The sequence below is a fragment of the Arthrobacter sp. Rue61a genome (assembly GCF_000294695.2).
Lineage (GTDB): Bacteria > Actinomycetota > Actinomycetes > Actinomycetales > Micrococcaceae > Arthrobacter > Arthrobacter aurescens_A.
The window spans coordinates 1800781-1815839 of sequence record NC_018531.1 but is presented as its reverse complement, the minus strand read 5'-3'; the positions used below and the strand labels follow the sequence as shown (position 1 = coordinate 1815839).

The window sequence follows — 15059 nt, the reverse complement described above, 5'->3', positions numbered from 1 at the left end:
GCATTCCTGCCCCTGATGTGCCGCAGCTCTCATTTAATTGCCGTCCGCAGCGTTCTAGAGACTACGATCGAAACGGGCCGGCGCCCTTTTGCGACGCTGGACCTGAAGACCAAGGCCACCGTCGCAAGAAGACGTCGGGGGCGTACCGGGGCAGGCCGCCAAACATGCGGCCCCGCCATGCAATGCAGAGAGAAGTGAGGACACATCCTCGTGGTCAAGACTACTGACATCATCCTGGGCATCATCGCCAAGGACCTGAAAAAGTCCCCCAGCGACGCGCTGGTGATTGGCGTCGCGCAAGGCGCGGACGGGCCGGTATTGCTTTCCAACCCGCTGAGCGCGAAGGCCGCCGAATCCCTTGCGGGTTCCTTGCAGCTTTTGGGGATCACCGGCGCAGCAGACCAGGCGCACCGCCTTCCGGGCCTTCCGGAAACAGGCTCCGGGATTCTTGTTCTTGCCGGCGTCGGGAAGCTGTCCGATGACGGCAGCCTCAGCGAAGAAGCGCTGCGGCGTGCGGCGGGATCCGCTGTGCGCCAGCTTGCCGGTACCTCTTCGGTCACCTTGGCCCTTCCGACGGCGACCCTCGCCGATGTCGCAGCCGTCGCCGAAGGAGCCGCCCTGGGCGCGTACTCCTACACAGAGCACCGTTCCAGCAAGGATGGACTGAAGGCACCAGTAGCCAAGGCCCTGATTTTCTCGGATGTCGAAGCCAAGTCTGCCCAACCGGCACTTGATCGGGCGATTGTCCTCGCTCGTGCCGTGAACACCACCCGCACCCTGGTCAACCAGCCGCCGAGCCACCTTTATCCCGAGTCGTTCGCCGAGTCCGCCAAGGAACTCGCCAAGGGCCTTCCGGTCAAAATCACGGTCTGGGATGAAAAGCGCCTGGAAAAGGAAGGCTTCGGAGGTATTCTCGGCGTCGGCAAGGGGTCCACCCGCCAACCGCGCCTCGTCAAGGTGGAATACGCCCCCGCCAAGGCCACAAAGAAGATTGCACTCGTGGGCAAGGGCATCACTTTCGACACCGGCGGCATTTCCATTAAGCCGGCCCTCGGCATGGGCGACATGAAGAGCGACATGGCGGGTGCCGCCGTCGTACTTAACACGGTCCTGGCCATCGCCTCCCTTGGCCTGCCCCTGAAAGCAACTGCCTGGCTCTGCATCGCGGAGAACATGCCCTCCGGTGCCGCAGCGCGGCCTGCTGACGTATTCACCATTTACGGCGGCAAGACTGTTGAGGTTCTGAACACGGACGCTGAGGGGCGTTTGGTGATGGCCGACGGCATCGTTGCTGCCAGCTTGGAGAAGCCGGACGCCATCATTGACGTCGCAACCCTGACCGGCGCGCAGCTCATCGCCCTCGGGTTGCGCACTGCCGGCGTCATGGGATCCGATTCCGTCACGGCAGCGCTGAAGTCGGCGGCCGACAGGGCGGGCGAACTGGTGTGGCCGATGCCGCTCCCCGAAGAACTCCGGCCCAGCCTGGACTCGCAGGTTGCGGACCTCGCCAACATCGGTGAGCGCAACGGCGGCATGATGACCGCAGCTGTCTTCCTTCGTGAATTCGTGGGCAAGAACGACGACGGCCAGCAGATCCCGTGGGCCCACGTTGATATCGCCGGCCCGTCGTTCAACAACGGCGCCCCGTATGGTTACACGCCCAAGCAGGGAACCGGATGCACCGTCCGCACCCTGGTTGCCTACGCTGAGGATCTCTTGGCGGTCTCCGCCTAGCACCGCTCCCCCATGCCCTTCCGGGTTGCGCAGGCCCCTTGCCGGTTCCTCGGCGGCGGCCGGCGCAACCCCGGAATTATGCGGGGTGTAGCGCTGTGTCACAAGGGAACGTGAGTCTCGACACAAGCGCTCCACAAACGCCTGCAGAGGGTGGAGCATGGGTAGGTGGTTCGCTAAGGTGAACTCGATAGTCACAAATGCAAGAGAACTTAGGTGCTGGCATAATCACGGCAGAACAAGTTCCAAAGACCAGATGGCACGCAGTCCCGTGTCATCATTCACGCGAGGGAGCGTTTTAGTGGCCGATCAGGCAACTGCGCAAGAATTCGACATCCTGGTACTCGGTGGCGGCAGCGGCGGCTACGCCACTGCCCTGCGGGCCGTACAGCTTGGGTTCACCGTTGGCCTTGTGGAAAAGGCAAAGCTCGGCGGAACCTGCCTGCACAACGGTTGTATCCCCACCAAGGCACTCCTGCACTCGGCCGAACTGGCCGACCACGCACGGGATTCCGCCAAGTACGGCGTGAATGTCACGCTCGACAGCATCGACATGTCGGCCGTGAACGCGTACAAGGACGGCATCATCGCCGGTAAGTTCAAGGGCCTCCAAGGACTGATCAAGTCCAAGGGCATCACCGTCATCGAGGGTGAAGGCAAGCTTCAGGGCAACAACACTGTCGTCGTGAACGGCACCTCGTATACGGGCAAGAACATCGTCCTGGCCACGGGTTCGTACTCCCGTTCACTTCCCGGCTTGGAAATCGGCGGCAAGGTCATCACCTCGGACCAAGCCCTCACCATGGACTACATCCCCAAGAGCGCCATCGTCCTGGGCGGCGGCGTCATCGGCGTCGAGTTCGCGTCCGTCTGGAAGTCCTTCGGCGTGGACGTCACCATCATTGAGGGCCTCCCCTCCTTGGTTCCCAACGAGGACGCCTCGATCGTCAAGAACCTTGAGCGTGCCTTCAAGAAGCGCGGCATCAAGTTCACCACCGGCATCTTCTTCCAGGGCGTTGAGCAGAACGACGACGGCGTCAAGGTCACCTTGGTTGATGGCCAGACGTTCGAAGCCGACCTCCTGCTCGTAGCCGTTGGCCGCGGTCCGGTGACCGCCAACCTTGGCTACGAAGAAGCAGGCATCACCATCGACCGTGGCTTCGTCATCACCAACGAACGCCTCCACACCGGCGTTGGCAACATCTACGCCGTCGGCGACATCGTCCCCGGCGTCCAGCTCGCGCACCGCGGCTACCAGCAGGGCATCTTCGTCGCCGAGGAAATCGCCGGCCTGAACCCGGCAATCGTCGAGGACATCAACATCCCCAAGGTCACCTACTGCGAACCTGAAATCGCCACGGTGGGCTACACAGAAAAAGCCGCCAAGGAGAAGTTCGGCGACGACCAGGTGCAGACCCAGGAATACAACCTTGCCGGCAACGGCAAGAGCTCAATCCTCGGCACCGGTGGCATCGTCAAGCTCGTACGCCAGAAGGATGGCCCCGTGGTTGGCATCCACATGATCGGCTCCCGCATGGGCGAGCAGATCGGTGAAGCCCAGCTGATCGTGAACTGGGAAGCCTACCCGGAGGACGTGGCCCAGCTGGTCCACGCCCACCCCACCCAGAACGAAAGCCTGGGCGAAGCCCACCTTGCCCTCGCGGGCAAGGCACTCCACGGCTAACTCTTACCAAGACCCAACGGATCGGGTGCATGCGGCGGAATATGCCGCATGCACCCGATCCGGACCAGCAGAATTCATCCGCACAAAGATCAATAAGGAGAACGGGGACGACATGTCTGAATCCGTTAACTTGCCCGCCCTCGGTGAGAGTGTCACCGAAGGAACCGTCACCCGCTGGCTCAAGCAGGTTGGTGACCGGGTAGAGATCGACGAGCCGTTGCTCGAGGTTTCAACCGACAAAGTAGACACCGAAATCCCTTCTCCGATCTCAGGCGTCATCGAAGAAATCCTCGTCGCTGAAGACGAGACGGCCGAAGTGGGCGCCCCCTTGGTCCGCATCGGCGACGGCTCCGGTTCAGCTGCTCCGGCAGCTGAGGCCGCACCGGCTGAGGAAGCCCCTGCAGAGCAGGCTGCACCGGCCGAGGAAGCTCCTGCCGCCCCCGCCGCTGAAGAAGCACCAGCAGCTGAAGCACCCGCCGCTTCGGGTGAAGGCCACGAAGTGACCCTCCCGGCATTGGGCGAGAGCGTCACCGAAGGTACTGTCACCCGCTGGCTCAAGGCCGTTGGCGACACCGTGGAGGTCGACGAACCGCTCCTCGAGGTCTCCACCGACAAGGTAGACACCGAAATTCCTTCCCCGGTTGCCGGCACCCTGCAGGAAATCCGTGTCAGCGAGGACGAGACAGCAGAGGTTGGCTCCGTCCTGGCCGTCATCGGTTCCGGCGCAGCTGCGCCTGCATCTGCTCCCGCTCCGGCTGCACCTGCGGCTGAGGCACCGGCCGCTCCCGCTGCTGCACCCGCCCCGGCTGCTGCTCCGGCTGCTCCGGCTGCTGCACCCGCCCCGGCCGCTCCGGCAGCCGCGCCTGCTCCCGCCGCAGCTCCGGCTGCTCCCGCGGCTGAAGGTTCTTCGGAATCCGGCTACGTCACTCCCCTGGTCCGTAAGCTTGCCAACCAGCACGGCGTGGACATCGCTTCGGTCTCCGGCACCGGCGTCGGTGGCCGCATCCGTAAGCAGGATGTTCTGGCTGCTGCGGAAGCAAAGCAGGCAGCCGCAGCCCCCGCTGCAGCTGCTCCGGCCGCAGCACCGGCAGCCAAGGCCGCTGCCCCCGTGGTCGCATCCTCCTTGCGTGGCACCACTGAGAAGGCCCCGCGTATCCGTCAGGTCATTGCCCGCCGCATGCGCGAGTCCCTTGAGGTCTCCACTCAGCTGACACAGGTGCACGAGGTCGACATGACCAAGATCGCCAAGCTCCGCCTCAAGGCCAAGAACTCGTTCCAGGCCCAGAACGGCGTCAAGCTGACCTTCCTGCCGTTCATCGCCAAGGCTGTGGCCGAGGCCCTGAAGCAGCACCCCAAGCTGAACGCTGCTTACGACGAGTCGAAGCAGGAAATCACCTACCACAACGCCGAACACCTGGCGATCGCCGTCGACACTGACAAAGGCCTACTGGTTCCCGTCATTTCCGACGCCGGCAACCTGAACCTCGCCGGCCTGGCCGGCAAGATCGCCGATGTCGCAGGCCGTACCCGCGATGGCAAGATCGGCCCGGACGAACTGTCCGGTGGCACGTTCAGCATCACCAACATCGGCTCCGTTGGTGCACTGTTTGATACCCCGATCATCAACCAGCCGCAGGTAGGCATTCTCGGAACCGGTGCGATCGTCAAGCGCGCCGTCGTGGTTGCCGACGAAAACGGTGACGACTCGATCGCCATCCGCTCCATGATGTACCTGTCCCTCACGTACGACCACCGCCTGGTGGACGGTGCTGATGCCGGACGCTTCCTGCAGACCCTCAAGGCCCGCCTTGAAGAAGGCGCTTTCGAAGCAGACCTCGGTCTCTAAGACCCTGCATCAATAAGCAGCACTGACTGCAGTATCAAAAGGCAGGTTACCGGGAATCCGGTAACCTGCCTTTCTGTTTCCAAGCACCTGACAGCATCAGCGTGGCTTTGCTACGGGACGTAGAACCAACTGGATAAGCTTGGGCCATGAGTATTCTCTTCAACATCCTGGTGTTCTTGCACATCGTCGGCGCAGCCATGATTGTGGGTTACTGGATCGCCACCCTCAAGGCGCCGACGGTCCACCCACGTCAGCGCGATGGCGCCTTCCTGCAGCTCCTCACAGGCATCGCCATGATGGGTGTATTCCCCTTGCTGCCTGACGCCGATCCCAACTACTTCAAGCTCGGCGTCAAGTTCGCCATTGGTGTGGCCGTAGCAGTTCTCGCAGTTATCGGCTCCCGCAAGGTGAAGAACGGCGAACCGGTGTCTACCGGCCTGGCCCACGGAGTGGGCGGCCTGGCATTGATCAACATCGCCATCGCCACCCTCTGGAACTAAACCGGGGCCCTATCCCAGGTAGCTCCTTAGGTACCGGCGGCCGTCCTGTTCTGCCTGAAGGCAGTGCGGGACGGCCGCTGACTTTAACGGACTGATGTTCTCCGACGCTGTCTTTAGGCGACTACTCCTGGGCTATGCAAAATTCGTTGCCCTCGGGATCCTGCATGACGTCCCAGTGGAAATCTCCGATGTCGTGCGCCTCCACGAAAGTAGCCCCCAACGTCTCAGCTTTGCGCCGCAGCGCTGAGGGATCTGCGTCGTGAAGGTCCAGGTGCAGGCGACGTCGCCCTTCGGTGGGTGTGGAGACTTGTTGGAATGCCAGTTGCGGCAGGCCCGGTTCAGCCGGCCGAAGCCAGATGTACCCTTCATGTTCCGCTGCTACGGGCATGTCCAGCAGCTCCGACCAGAAAGCTGACAGGCGGGCAGCGTCGGCGGCGTTAACCATGATGGACGCGATTCTGGGTCCCCGGTTGCGCCCGGCAGGTGCGAGTTTTTCGGTATCCATTTCGCCAGTCTAGGGGTCACAATCCACTGTCAGCGGAATGGCCGTGCGGTCCGGCAGGCAAATCCCTAGGATTGATCCCGGTGGCACCTGCCGAAGGCTGGTTGCCGACTCACAACGACCCCAAGGAGTGGACATGGCAGCAACACGCACCGCACACACGGTTTGGAACGGCAACCTGATTGAAGGCGCCGGCAACACAACGCTGGACAGCTCAGGACTGGGCACGTTCGATGTCACTTGGAAGGCACGGACCGAACAGTCCGGCGGCAAAACCAGCCCGGAAGAACTGATCGCCGCTGCCCACTCCGCTTGCTTCTCCATGGCCTTCAGCCACGCCCTTGCCGGCGAAGGATTCACCGCTGAGGAAGTGCAGACCAAGGCTGACGTTACCTTCGTTCCGGGCACAGGCATCACCGGCAGCCACCTGACCATGACCGCGAAGGTTCCGGGCCTCTCCGAAGAGGACTTCCGCCGTATTTCCGAGGACGCAAAGACCGGCTGCCCCGTTTCCGGCGCTCTGGCCAGCATCGAGATCACCTTGGATGCCACCCTCACGGTGTAGCACCGAACAGCACCACCCGTAAGCCCGGAAGAGCCCCGTCACTCCCCCTCAGGGAAGTGGCGGGGCTCTTCTGCGCCTGGTGCCTGTCAGCTCTTTTGGGGGCGCGAGGGCAGTGGTGCCGGCCGGACCTTTCGGTAGCCCTCACGCAACGGAGGACGGTCAGTGGGCAGCTCCTGGATCATTTCCTTGAGTGCACCAATTCCGTACTCCAGTTGCGGATCGGTCCCGGCGGCGTACGCGTGCGGCGGGAACAGTACTTCGATGTCAGGCTCCACGCCCCGGTTTTCAACGTCCCAGCCGATTCCGCCACTGAACCAGGTTGCGTATCGGGGCTGGGTGACACCAGTGCCATCGGCAAGCGCGAAGCGGTTGTCGATGCCCACAACGCCACCCCACGTCCGCGTACCGATGACGGGGCCGATGCCCCTGAGCTTGGACACCTGGGTGATGATGTCGCCGTCGGATCCGGCGAATTCATCGGCGAGGATGATCACGGGTCCGCGAGGTGCGTGGTGCGGGTATGTCCGCGGCTTTTCACCACGCGGCATGCTCCAGCCTGTGACCTTGCGCCCGATCAGTTCAGCAACCAACTGGGAGGTGTGTCCTCCACGGTTGCGCCGCACGTCCACAATCAGGCCGTCCAATGCGGTCTCAGTATCGAGGTCGCGGTGGAGCTGCGCCCAGCCGTTGGCCATCATGTCCGGGACGTGCAGGTAGCCGAACTTGCCATCCGATGCCTCACGGACGGTGCGTCGGTTAGCCCGGACCCAGTCCTGGTACCGCAACCGCTCCTCGTCACGGACGGGAACTACGGCAACTCGTCGTTGCTCGCCAGCCGCTTGACCGTGGCCATCACCGTTCAAGAGCGTCAGCTCAACGGTCCTGCCCGCTGAACCCACCAGCTGCATCGCCGGCGTCAGGACCGCGGAAAGCTCGACGCCGTCGATCGCCAGGAGGACGTCACCCACTTTTGCGTCCGCGCCGGGCCGCGTCAATGGTGAAGTAGCCAGGGGGTCGGAGGACTCTCCTGCGAGGATCCGGGTGATTTCCCAGCCCTTGGTGCCGAGCTGGAACTCGGCACCAAGCCGGCCCTGACCGTTTCGTCCGGGCTCGGTGACAGCGGCCGGTTTCACATAGGCATGGGATGTTCCCAGTTCCCCGTGGATCTCCCACAACAGGTCAACCAAGTCATCGTGGGAACCGAGCCTGTCCACGATGGGACGGTAGCGTTTGTACACGGAATCCCAATCCTGGCCTGCCATGTCGGCAGTCCAGAAGAAGTCCCGCTGCAGCCTCCAGGCCTCCTCGAAAGCCTGTCCCCAGGCAGCCACGGGGTCAAGGATGACCCGGACCCTGTTGAGCTCCACCTTCACAAGGTCGGCCGAGTCCTCTTCCACCTTGTTGTCAGCAGGGACAGACGTGATCTGCTTATCGAGGACGTAGATGATGCGGCTGAGGTCACCCGACAAGCGGTAGCTGTCCACTGCCTTGACGAGCGTGGCCTGCTTGCGCTTGGCGAGGTCGTAACGGACCAAGGAAGGCGCCGTCTTCTTGTCCTGGAGGGTGCCCCGCCCATCGCCCGTGACGCCCGAAAGTTCAGTATCGAGCCACAACAGCGCCCCATCACCAACGGCCAGGTCAGAGTAGTTACCCTGCGGTACCGGGACGGCAATAACCCTATGGGCAAGCCCCTCCGCATCAACGCGCACGGCAGGCGCGTCGCCGTCGTCGGACTTTGTCGTGGCGGGTGATGCGTCCTCGAGCGTGTCTATGGAAGGGCCAAACGGCGAGGGCGTGTCCGCTGCCAAGGCAACCATGTACGGCTTAATGGGGCTCGGGAAGGATAGGTCGAAGGAATGACCGTCGTACACGGGGTCAAAGCTCCTGTTGGACAGGAACGCCAGGAATTTTCCGTCCGGGGTGAACCTTGGAGACTCGTCGCAGAAGCGGCCGTCCGTGACATCGATGATGCCCGCGTTAGGCTCTGCCGGGCGGGCGATCCGGAGCTTGCTCCGTGAACCGAAGGACGTCACCGGCTCGGACCAGGCAAGCCACTGCGAGTCGCTGGACCAGGAGAGTTGGTCGATGCTGCCTTCGCCGACGCTGACAAGCCGCGTCAGTTTACCGGCGGCGGTGTCGGCAAGGAAGACATCGCCGAAGGACGTGCCCACAGCCAACCAGCGACCATCCGGGCTGGCTTCCAAAGCACTCGTCCGGGTAGGTGCAGGGAAATCCAGTCGGAGATCTGCGGAGTCTTCCGCCGACGTGGGGGCTGTGGTCTCCGTCGTGCCACCTACCGTATCTGCGGATGGCTCGGCCGTGACCGGCTCACCGGACTGAGCTCGAGCCGGTTCGTCGGAAGCCTGCCTGATATTGGGCCCTGCCTGCGCGGAAGCTGCTCCCTGTCCCAGGACGTTCGACGCCGAGACCGGTTTGGGGAGCGGAGCCGCTTCCTCGGCCGAAGCCGTCGGTTCAACAACAACTTTGGGAACCTCCACCGCGGCAGAAAGGCGCGCGGCGATGCGCTTGATGTACAGCGCCTCCACTCCCCCGTGATCGGCGACGTAAGCTATCCGGCCGTCAGTGAGCGGTCGAGGCAGGCGGGCGCGGACGCCGGCTGTCGCCTCAACCACCCGTGAGGGACCGTCCTTGTGCCGGAGCCAGTGGATGGTGCCGTGCGATTCCACTGCGCTGGCAGTGCCAGTGACATTGGGGAAGACGTCCCCCAAATGGGTGGAGGTCTTGAGCGGTGCGGGGCGGCGGCCGGGTGACGCCGAGCCGAGAGTGACATTCAACTTGACGGGCTCGGCGTCTGCGTCCAACGACGCGATGAGCCACAACTCGCCTGCCGATTCAAAGACGACACGTGTACCGTCGGTGCTGGCATGCCGGACGTAGAAGTCCTCGTGGTCCGTGTGCCGGCGCAGTCCGGAACCATCCGGAAGCACCGAATAAAGGTTTCCGTAGCCCTCGTGGTCCGACAGGAAGGCGATCCGCCCCTGAATCCACAGTGGGTCGGTCAGGTTTCCGTCCACTTCCGGCAACAGTCGCTCGAACTCGCCGTTGCCGTCGGCATCGATCCACAGCTTCCCGGCAGTGCCGCCACGGTAGCGCTTCCACCAGGCGGGCTCACGTGAGAGAACACTTGCCAGGACCACAGGTTTCTCATCACCGATCTCCGGACCAAAGGCGACTGCCTCCACCGGGCCGAACGGAAGTTCGACGGCGGCACCGCCGTCCAGCGGGAGGCTGTACGCGTGCGTGTGACGGCTTTCGGCCTGTTGGAAGGCGCTCGTCACCACCACGTTTCCTGCCGGTGTGAAGCCCTTGACCTTGGTGGTGCTGTGCCCGAAGTAACTCAGCTGCCTGTACCCGCCGCCGTCGACGTCCGCCGTGACCACCTCAGGTGACGTGCCCACCACGGTGGTCCACACCAGGCCCTTGCCGTCCGGAGTGAACCGTGGGTTCCTTGCCGGCAGTTGCTGCGAGGAAACCCGCCAAGCGCGGCCTCCTGAAAGGGGGGCGATCCAGATGTCGTCTTCGGCCACGAAAGTGACCAGATCGCCGTGCACATGCGGGAAACGGAGGTAGCTGGAGGAGGTCATTGTTCGATCATAGTCAAGAGGCACGTGTCAGTAGCGGCATCCACTGTCGTTTCCACCACAAGCGTTCGCCATGGTGAGATGGGTCATGAGAATTGTGATGTCCGGAGCTTCGGGAATGATCGGGACGGCCCTGTCCGAGCGATTGGCCGCAGACGGCAATGAGGTCATCCGGCTGGTACGGCGGCCGGCCAGGACAGCTCTTGAACGGATGTGGGACCCAACCAAAGGTGAACTCGACGAGGCTGTCCTGGATGGCGCCGATGCCGTGGTGAACCTTTCGGGTGCCGGCATCGGGGACCGCCCCTGGACAAAACGCCGGATTCGGGTCCTCAAGGAATCCCGCCTCCAGCCCACCCAGACCCTGACCGCTGCCATGCAACGCCTCAGCAAACCGCCCGCTGTCTTCATCAGCCAATCCGCCTCCGGCTACTACGGGGCGTCACGCGATGGAGTTCTCCGGGAGGACTCCGGCAACGGCGGCGGCGTGCTTGGACGCCTGACCGATGAATGGGAGCGCACGGCCAGGACCGCACCCACGGGGGTGAGGGTGGTGACGCCCAGGACAGGCGTGGTGCTCAGCACCTCCGGTGGCGCGCTGGGCCCATTGCTTCCCTTGTTGAAGCTCGGGCTGGGAGGACCCTTTGGGAACGGACGCCAGTACTGGCCATGGATCACCCTGGCCGATGAAGCCGGAGCCCTCGCGCACCTCCTCACAGCAGACATTGAAGGTCCGGTAAATGTCTGCGCCCCGGAAAGCGCAGATGTGAACACGATTGTCGCGGGCCTCGCCAAGGCTTTCCACAAGCCGGCCTTCTGCCGTGTTCCCCGCCCTGCCCTGCGACTGGTCCTGGGCGGGTTGGCGGACGAACTCGTCATGGCCAACCAGCGAATGGAGCCCGCACGGTTGCAGGAATCCGGCTTCCAATGGCTGCACCCCTCCCTCCGCGACGCCATGGCGTGGCTCAGCTCGGAAAAGGCCCACTAAAGACGTCCTCAGCTGACGCAGCAGGTTCCCACACCCTGCGCAGGGCAGCCCCTTCCGTTGCATCTCAGCCTGCGGAAACGGCGCCAAGAATTCCGGAAATCCACCAGCGCCCCTCCGAACGAACCAGGTCCAGCCGGAGTTGCTGCGGCTTTCCGGCACCCTCGGTCCTGACAACTGCCCCTGATGCCAGACGTTCCTCATAGCCGGATGTGGTGGCTGTAACCGCTACCAGCACATGATCTGGCTGCGGAGGTCCTTCAACGGTCAGAGCCGTCAACGTTGTACGGAGTCCTGCAAACGCTGTACCAGCACCCCGAAGATAATCACTAAGCTGCTTGTCCGTCGCTTCGGCCGGCGAACCAGGCGCATTGACCGAGTCCAAAAGGTCGAGGCGCCGCTCCCCCAAGGCCATGTCACGCACGGCTGACAATGCGGGCACGGCAACCAGGGGATCCGCTGATCGGAGCGTTTCAGAAAGTGCATCAGGAAGGTCCTTTATCTTCTGAGCGTCCTCGAGGTCCCGCAGTTCCGCTTCCTGACCGGGGTCGGCCACGCCGGTCTCCATCGCCGCTTGGTGCGCCATCGCCGTCGTCGGGCGGTCCTGCTGCCAAAGAATCCACGACGCAGCGCCGATGAGCGCGCCCACCACTGCCAAGGCAACCAAGCGGATGCCAAGGCTGCCGCCTGGGCCGCCCCTAAGCCTGTCCTGCCGGGGACTGTCGTGCCGGCGACGCGGACGGCCTGACCTTCGGAGCACAGGTCTCCGCCTCACCTGCAGCAATCTCCGCCACCTCGTCAACCAAAGGATTGTCTGGCGTGGCGAACGCCCCAACGTCTCACGCCGGGTGAGCAATTCAGGAATCACCGACGAATGAACTGCACCGGACAAGTCAAGGGCCTCGGGGGCAGCACTTCTGAAGATCGCCGTGCCAAGTTCCCTAGCCGTCGGACGATTCCGGGGATCGGGGTCCAAGGCCGCCTCCAAAGCTGCGGCAAGGGCCTTGGGTACTTCCGGGACCAGAAGTGACAACGGTGGGCGATCCTGTTCCTGTTCCGGAGCTGCCCCCGTCAGGCAGTACCAACCGACTGCTCCAAGCGAATAGACGTCACGATGCGGTTGGAGGCTTTCGCGGGAAGTACTGCCGTCCTTGGATTCGTCAGCCGCAGGGTCCATGAATCCGGGCGTTCCGACTCCCGGGTTTTGTGGCTTGTCGCCCACCTGGGCAGCGATGCCAAGGTCCGCGAGCAGTGGCATCCCAACGGCTGTGAACAAGACATTGCCGGGCGACACGTCTCCGTGCTCCGTGCCGTTGACATGCAGGTACTCCAACGCCTGGGCGATGGGGGTCAAGATGGTCACTGTTTCCCCGATGCTGAGCTTCCCCCTCGCGGATACCAGGTTGGCCAGTGAGCCACCCGCGGCATAGTCCATCACAATCCCCTGTGTTCCCTCGGCCATGCCACCCACGTGGAGGACTTCGTGGACACGGATGAGGTGCTTGTGCTGAAGATCGGAGAGGAGCCTCATCTCGCGGGAAAGGTCTTCAAGAACTTGGGCCGTTGCCCGATCACCAGCCGCACCGGGCTTGGCGCATTTGACCGCAAACCGCGCCCCGTCCATATCCCTTGTGGCAAGCCAAACGGTGGAACTACTGCCCTGGCCCAATGGGCGGGACATCGTGTAGCCCGGAATGTGAGGAGCCACGGTGGCCGTTGTTTCCAGAGTTTCCAGAGTTTCCAGAGTTTCCATAAACAAGGTGTACCGGAATGCCTGATTTTCCGCAGAAGTTATCCACAGGCGCTGACTCGAACCATTCCCCGCCCCCCATAGCCCAAGATGCGACTGAGAGCTTCACCACAAAACCGTGGCCAGTCTCCCGCTGGGTCTAAGCTTGAACCCATGACTCTTGAGTTTTCACAACTGGGTCTTGCCCCGGATTTTGTCGATTACATGCAGGGCTGGGACCTGCAGCGCGACATCCACAACAAAGTTGTTGCGGGCGAGAAGAACAGCACCGTCTTGATCCTTGAGCACGCCGCCGTCTACACGGCCGGCAAACTCACGGAGGACCACGAGCGCCCCTTTGACGGCACACCCGTTGTTCCCGTGGATCGCGGCGGGAAATTAACGTGGCACGGCCCAGGTCAGCTCATTGCCTATCCGATCCTCAAACTCAAGAACCGTGCCGGTATCCGCGACTACGTGGAACGGCTTGAAGCCATCATGATTGCCGTCATGCAGGACTACGGCATTAAGGCCGTCACCGTGAAAGGCCGGGCAGGAGTCTGGATTCTTGCAGATGACAAGGGACCCGACCGCAAGATTGCCGCGATCGGCATTCGCGTTCTGGACGGCGTCACCATGCACGGCGTGGCCATCAACTGCAGCAATGACCTGGCGCCCTATGCGCAGATCATCGCCTGCGGCATCACCGACGCCAGCGTCACCACCATGTCGCTGGAAACCGGCCGGACCATCAACCCCGCCGACATCGTTGACCGCTTCGTTGAAGAATTCAGCAAGCATGAAGAAGCACTCGTTTCCACACCCGAAGGAGCACTCCAGTGACCTTGGCACCTGAAGGCCGTAAGTTGCTGCGCGTTGAGCAGCGTAACTCGGCGGTCCCGGTTGAACGTAAGCCCGAGTGGATCAAGGCCAAGGTCCAGATGGGGCCGGAGTTCGTCCAGCTCAAGAACCTGGTGAAGAAGGAAGGCCTGCACACGGTGTGTGAAGAGGCCGGCTGCCCGAACATTTTTGAGTGCTGGGAAGACAAGGAAGCGACGTTCCTGATCGGCGGGTCCGAGTGCACCCGGCGCTGTGATTTCTGCCAGATCGATACCGGCAAACCCTCCCCGGTGGACATGTTCGAACCCACCAAGGTGGCCCGCAGCGTGCAGGCGATGCAGTTGCGCTACGCGACGGTGACCGGGGTGGCCCGTGATGACCTGGCCGATGAGGGTGTGTGGTTGTACGCCGAAACGGTCCGGAAGATCCATGAGCTGAACCCGGGCACGGGGGTGGAGTTGCTGATCCCTGATTTCTCCGGCAAGCCCGAGCACATCGCGGCGATCTGTGATTCCAAGCCCGAGGTGTTTGCGCACAACGTGGAGACCGTGCCGAGGATTTTCAAGCGCATCCGTCCGGCGTTTCGGTATGAGCGGTCCCTGGATGTCATCACGCAGGGCCGGGATCTGGGCATGGTGACCAAGTCCAACCTGATCCTGGGCATGGGCGAGACCCGCGAGGAGATCTCCGAAGCGCTCCGTGACTTGCACGCGGCCGGTTGTGACCTGATCACGATCACCCAGTACCTGCGCCCGTCCGAGCGGCACTTGCCCGTGGACCGGTGGGTCAAGCCGCAGGAGTTCGTGGACCTCCAGCACGAGGCCGAAGAAATCGGGTTCCTCGGTGTCATGTCCGGGCCGTTGGTGCGGTCCTCGTACCGGGCCGGGCGCCTGTGGGCCACCGCGATGCGGAAGAAGGGCTGGGAAATCCCGGCCGCCCTTTCCCACATCGAGTCCTCCGGCACCACCCGCCAGGAAGCCTCCACCATCCTCGCCGCCCACGGCTAGCACTGAGCAGGACCGCAATCAGTACAGAAGGACCGGATGCCCGCTACGTAACGGCGTCCGGTCCTTCT

Annotated in this window: 11 protein-coding genes; 8 read left to right on the top strand and 3 right to left on the bottom strand. The window is 63.1% G+C overall.

All coding sequences use genetic code 11. The annotated features are described in order from the left end of the window. The first annotated feature begins 210 nt into the window (after nucleotides 1-210). From ARUE_RS08310 to ARUE_RS08295, 4 genes are all read left to right on the top strand, one after another. Complete coding sequence (locus tag ARUE_RS08310) at nucleotides 211-1734, top strand: leucyl aminopeptidase (RefSeq protein ID WP_014921387.1); 1524 nt, start codon at nucleotides 211-213, stop codon at nucleotides 1732-1734. Between the two features lie 298 nt (nucleotides 1735-2032). After that, nucleotides 2033-3415 (top strand): dihydrolipoyl dehydrogenase, encoded by a 1383-nt coding sequence (gene lpdA, locus ARUE_RS08305; protein ID WP_026005508.1) that lies wholly within the window; start codon nucleotides 2033-2035, stop codon nucleotides 3413-3415. Between the two features lie 112 nt (nucleotides 3416-3527). Beyond that, nucleotides 3528-5261, top strand: a complete 1734-nt coding sequence (gene sucB / locus ARUE_RS08300; RefSeq protein WP_014921386.1) for a 2-oxoglutarate dehydrogenase, E2 component, dihydrolipoamide succinyltransferase — start codon at nucleotides 3528-3530, stop codon at nucleotides 5259-5261. Nucleotides 5262-5407: 146 nt separating this feature from the next. Beyond that, nucleotides 5408-5761, top strand: a complete 354-nt coding sequence (locus tag ARUE_RS08295; protein WP_011774458.1) for a hypothetical protein — start codon at nucleotides 5408-5410, stop codon at nucleotides 5759-5761. Between the two features lie 121 nt (nucleotides 5762-5882). Here the strand turns inward: ARUE_RS08295 and ARUE_RS08290 are convergent, their stop codons facing one another. After that, complete coding sequence (locus tag ARUE_RS08290) at nucleotides 5883-6266, bottom strand: VOC family protein (RefSeq protein ID WP_011774457.1); 384 nt, start codon at nucleotides 6264-6266, stop codon at nucleotides 5883-5885. 133 nt (nucleotides 6267-6399) lie between these two features. On the opposite strand from ARUE_RS08290, the gene ARUE_RS08285 reads away from it, so the two are divergent. After that, nucleotides 6400-6828: an OsmC family protein gene (locus ARUE_RS08285; protein ID WP_011774456.1), complete on the top strand. Its 429-nt coding sequence runs from the start codon at nucleotides 6400-6402 to the stop codon at nucleotides 6826-6828. Between the two features lie 86 nt (nucleotides 6829-6914). Here the strand turns inward: ARUE_RS08285 and ARUE_RS08280 are convergent, their stop codons facing one another. Then, nucleotides 6915-10433 (bottom strand): S41 family peptidase, encoded by a 3519-nt coding sequence (locus ARUE_RS08280; protein WP_014921384.1) that lies wholly within the window; start codon nucleotides 10431-10433, stop codon nucleotides 6915-6917. An 85-nt stretch (nucleotides 10434-10518) separates the two neighbouring features. Here ARUE_RS08280 and ARUE_RS08275 point away from each other — a divergent pair, with 85 nt between their 5' ends. Continuing rightward, nucleotides 10519-11418: a TIGR01777 family oxidoreductase gene (locus ARUE_RS08275; RefSeq protein ID WP_014921383.1), complete on the top strand. Its 900-nt coding sequence runs from the start codon at nucleotides 10519-10521 to the stop codon at nucleotides 11416-11418. A 64-nt stretch (nucleotides 11419-11482) separates the two neighbouring features. Here ARUE_RS08275 and ARUE_RS08270 read toward each other — a convergent pair whose 3' ends face one another. Beyond that, complete coding sequence (locus ARUE_RS08270; protein WP_014921382.1) at nucleotides 11483-13168, bottom strand: serine/threonine-protein kinase; 1686 nt, start codon at nucleotides 13166-13168, stop codon at nucleotides 11483-11485. A 150-nt stretch (nucleotides 13169-13318) separates the two neighbouring features. On the opposite strand from ARUE_RS08270, the gene lipB reads away from it, so the two are divergent. Next, the gene (gene lipB, locus ARUE_RS08265) at nucleotides 13319-13987 is read left to right on the top strand and encodes a lipoyl(octanoyl) transferase LipB (protein WP_043470025.1); all 669 of its coding nucleotides are present in this window, start codon (nucleotides 13319-13321) and stop codon (nucleotides 13985-13987) included. Further along, entirely contained in the window at nucleotides 13984-14991 is a 1008-nt protein-coding gene (lipA, locus tag ARUE_RS08260) for a lipoyl synthase (protein WP_014921380.1), read from the top strand. Before lipB ends, lipA begins: the two co-directional genes overlap by 4 nt. Nucleotides 14992-15059: the final 68 nt, after the last annotated feature.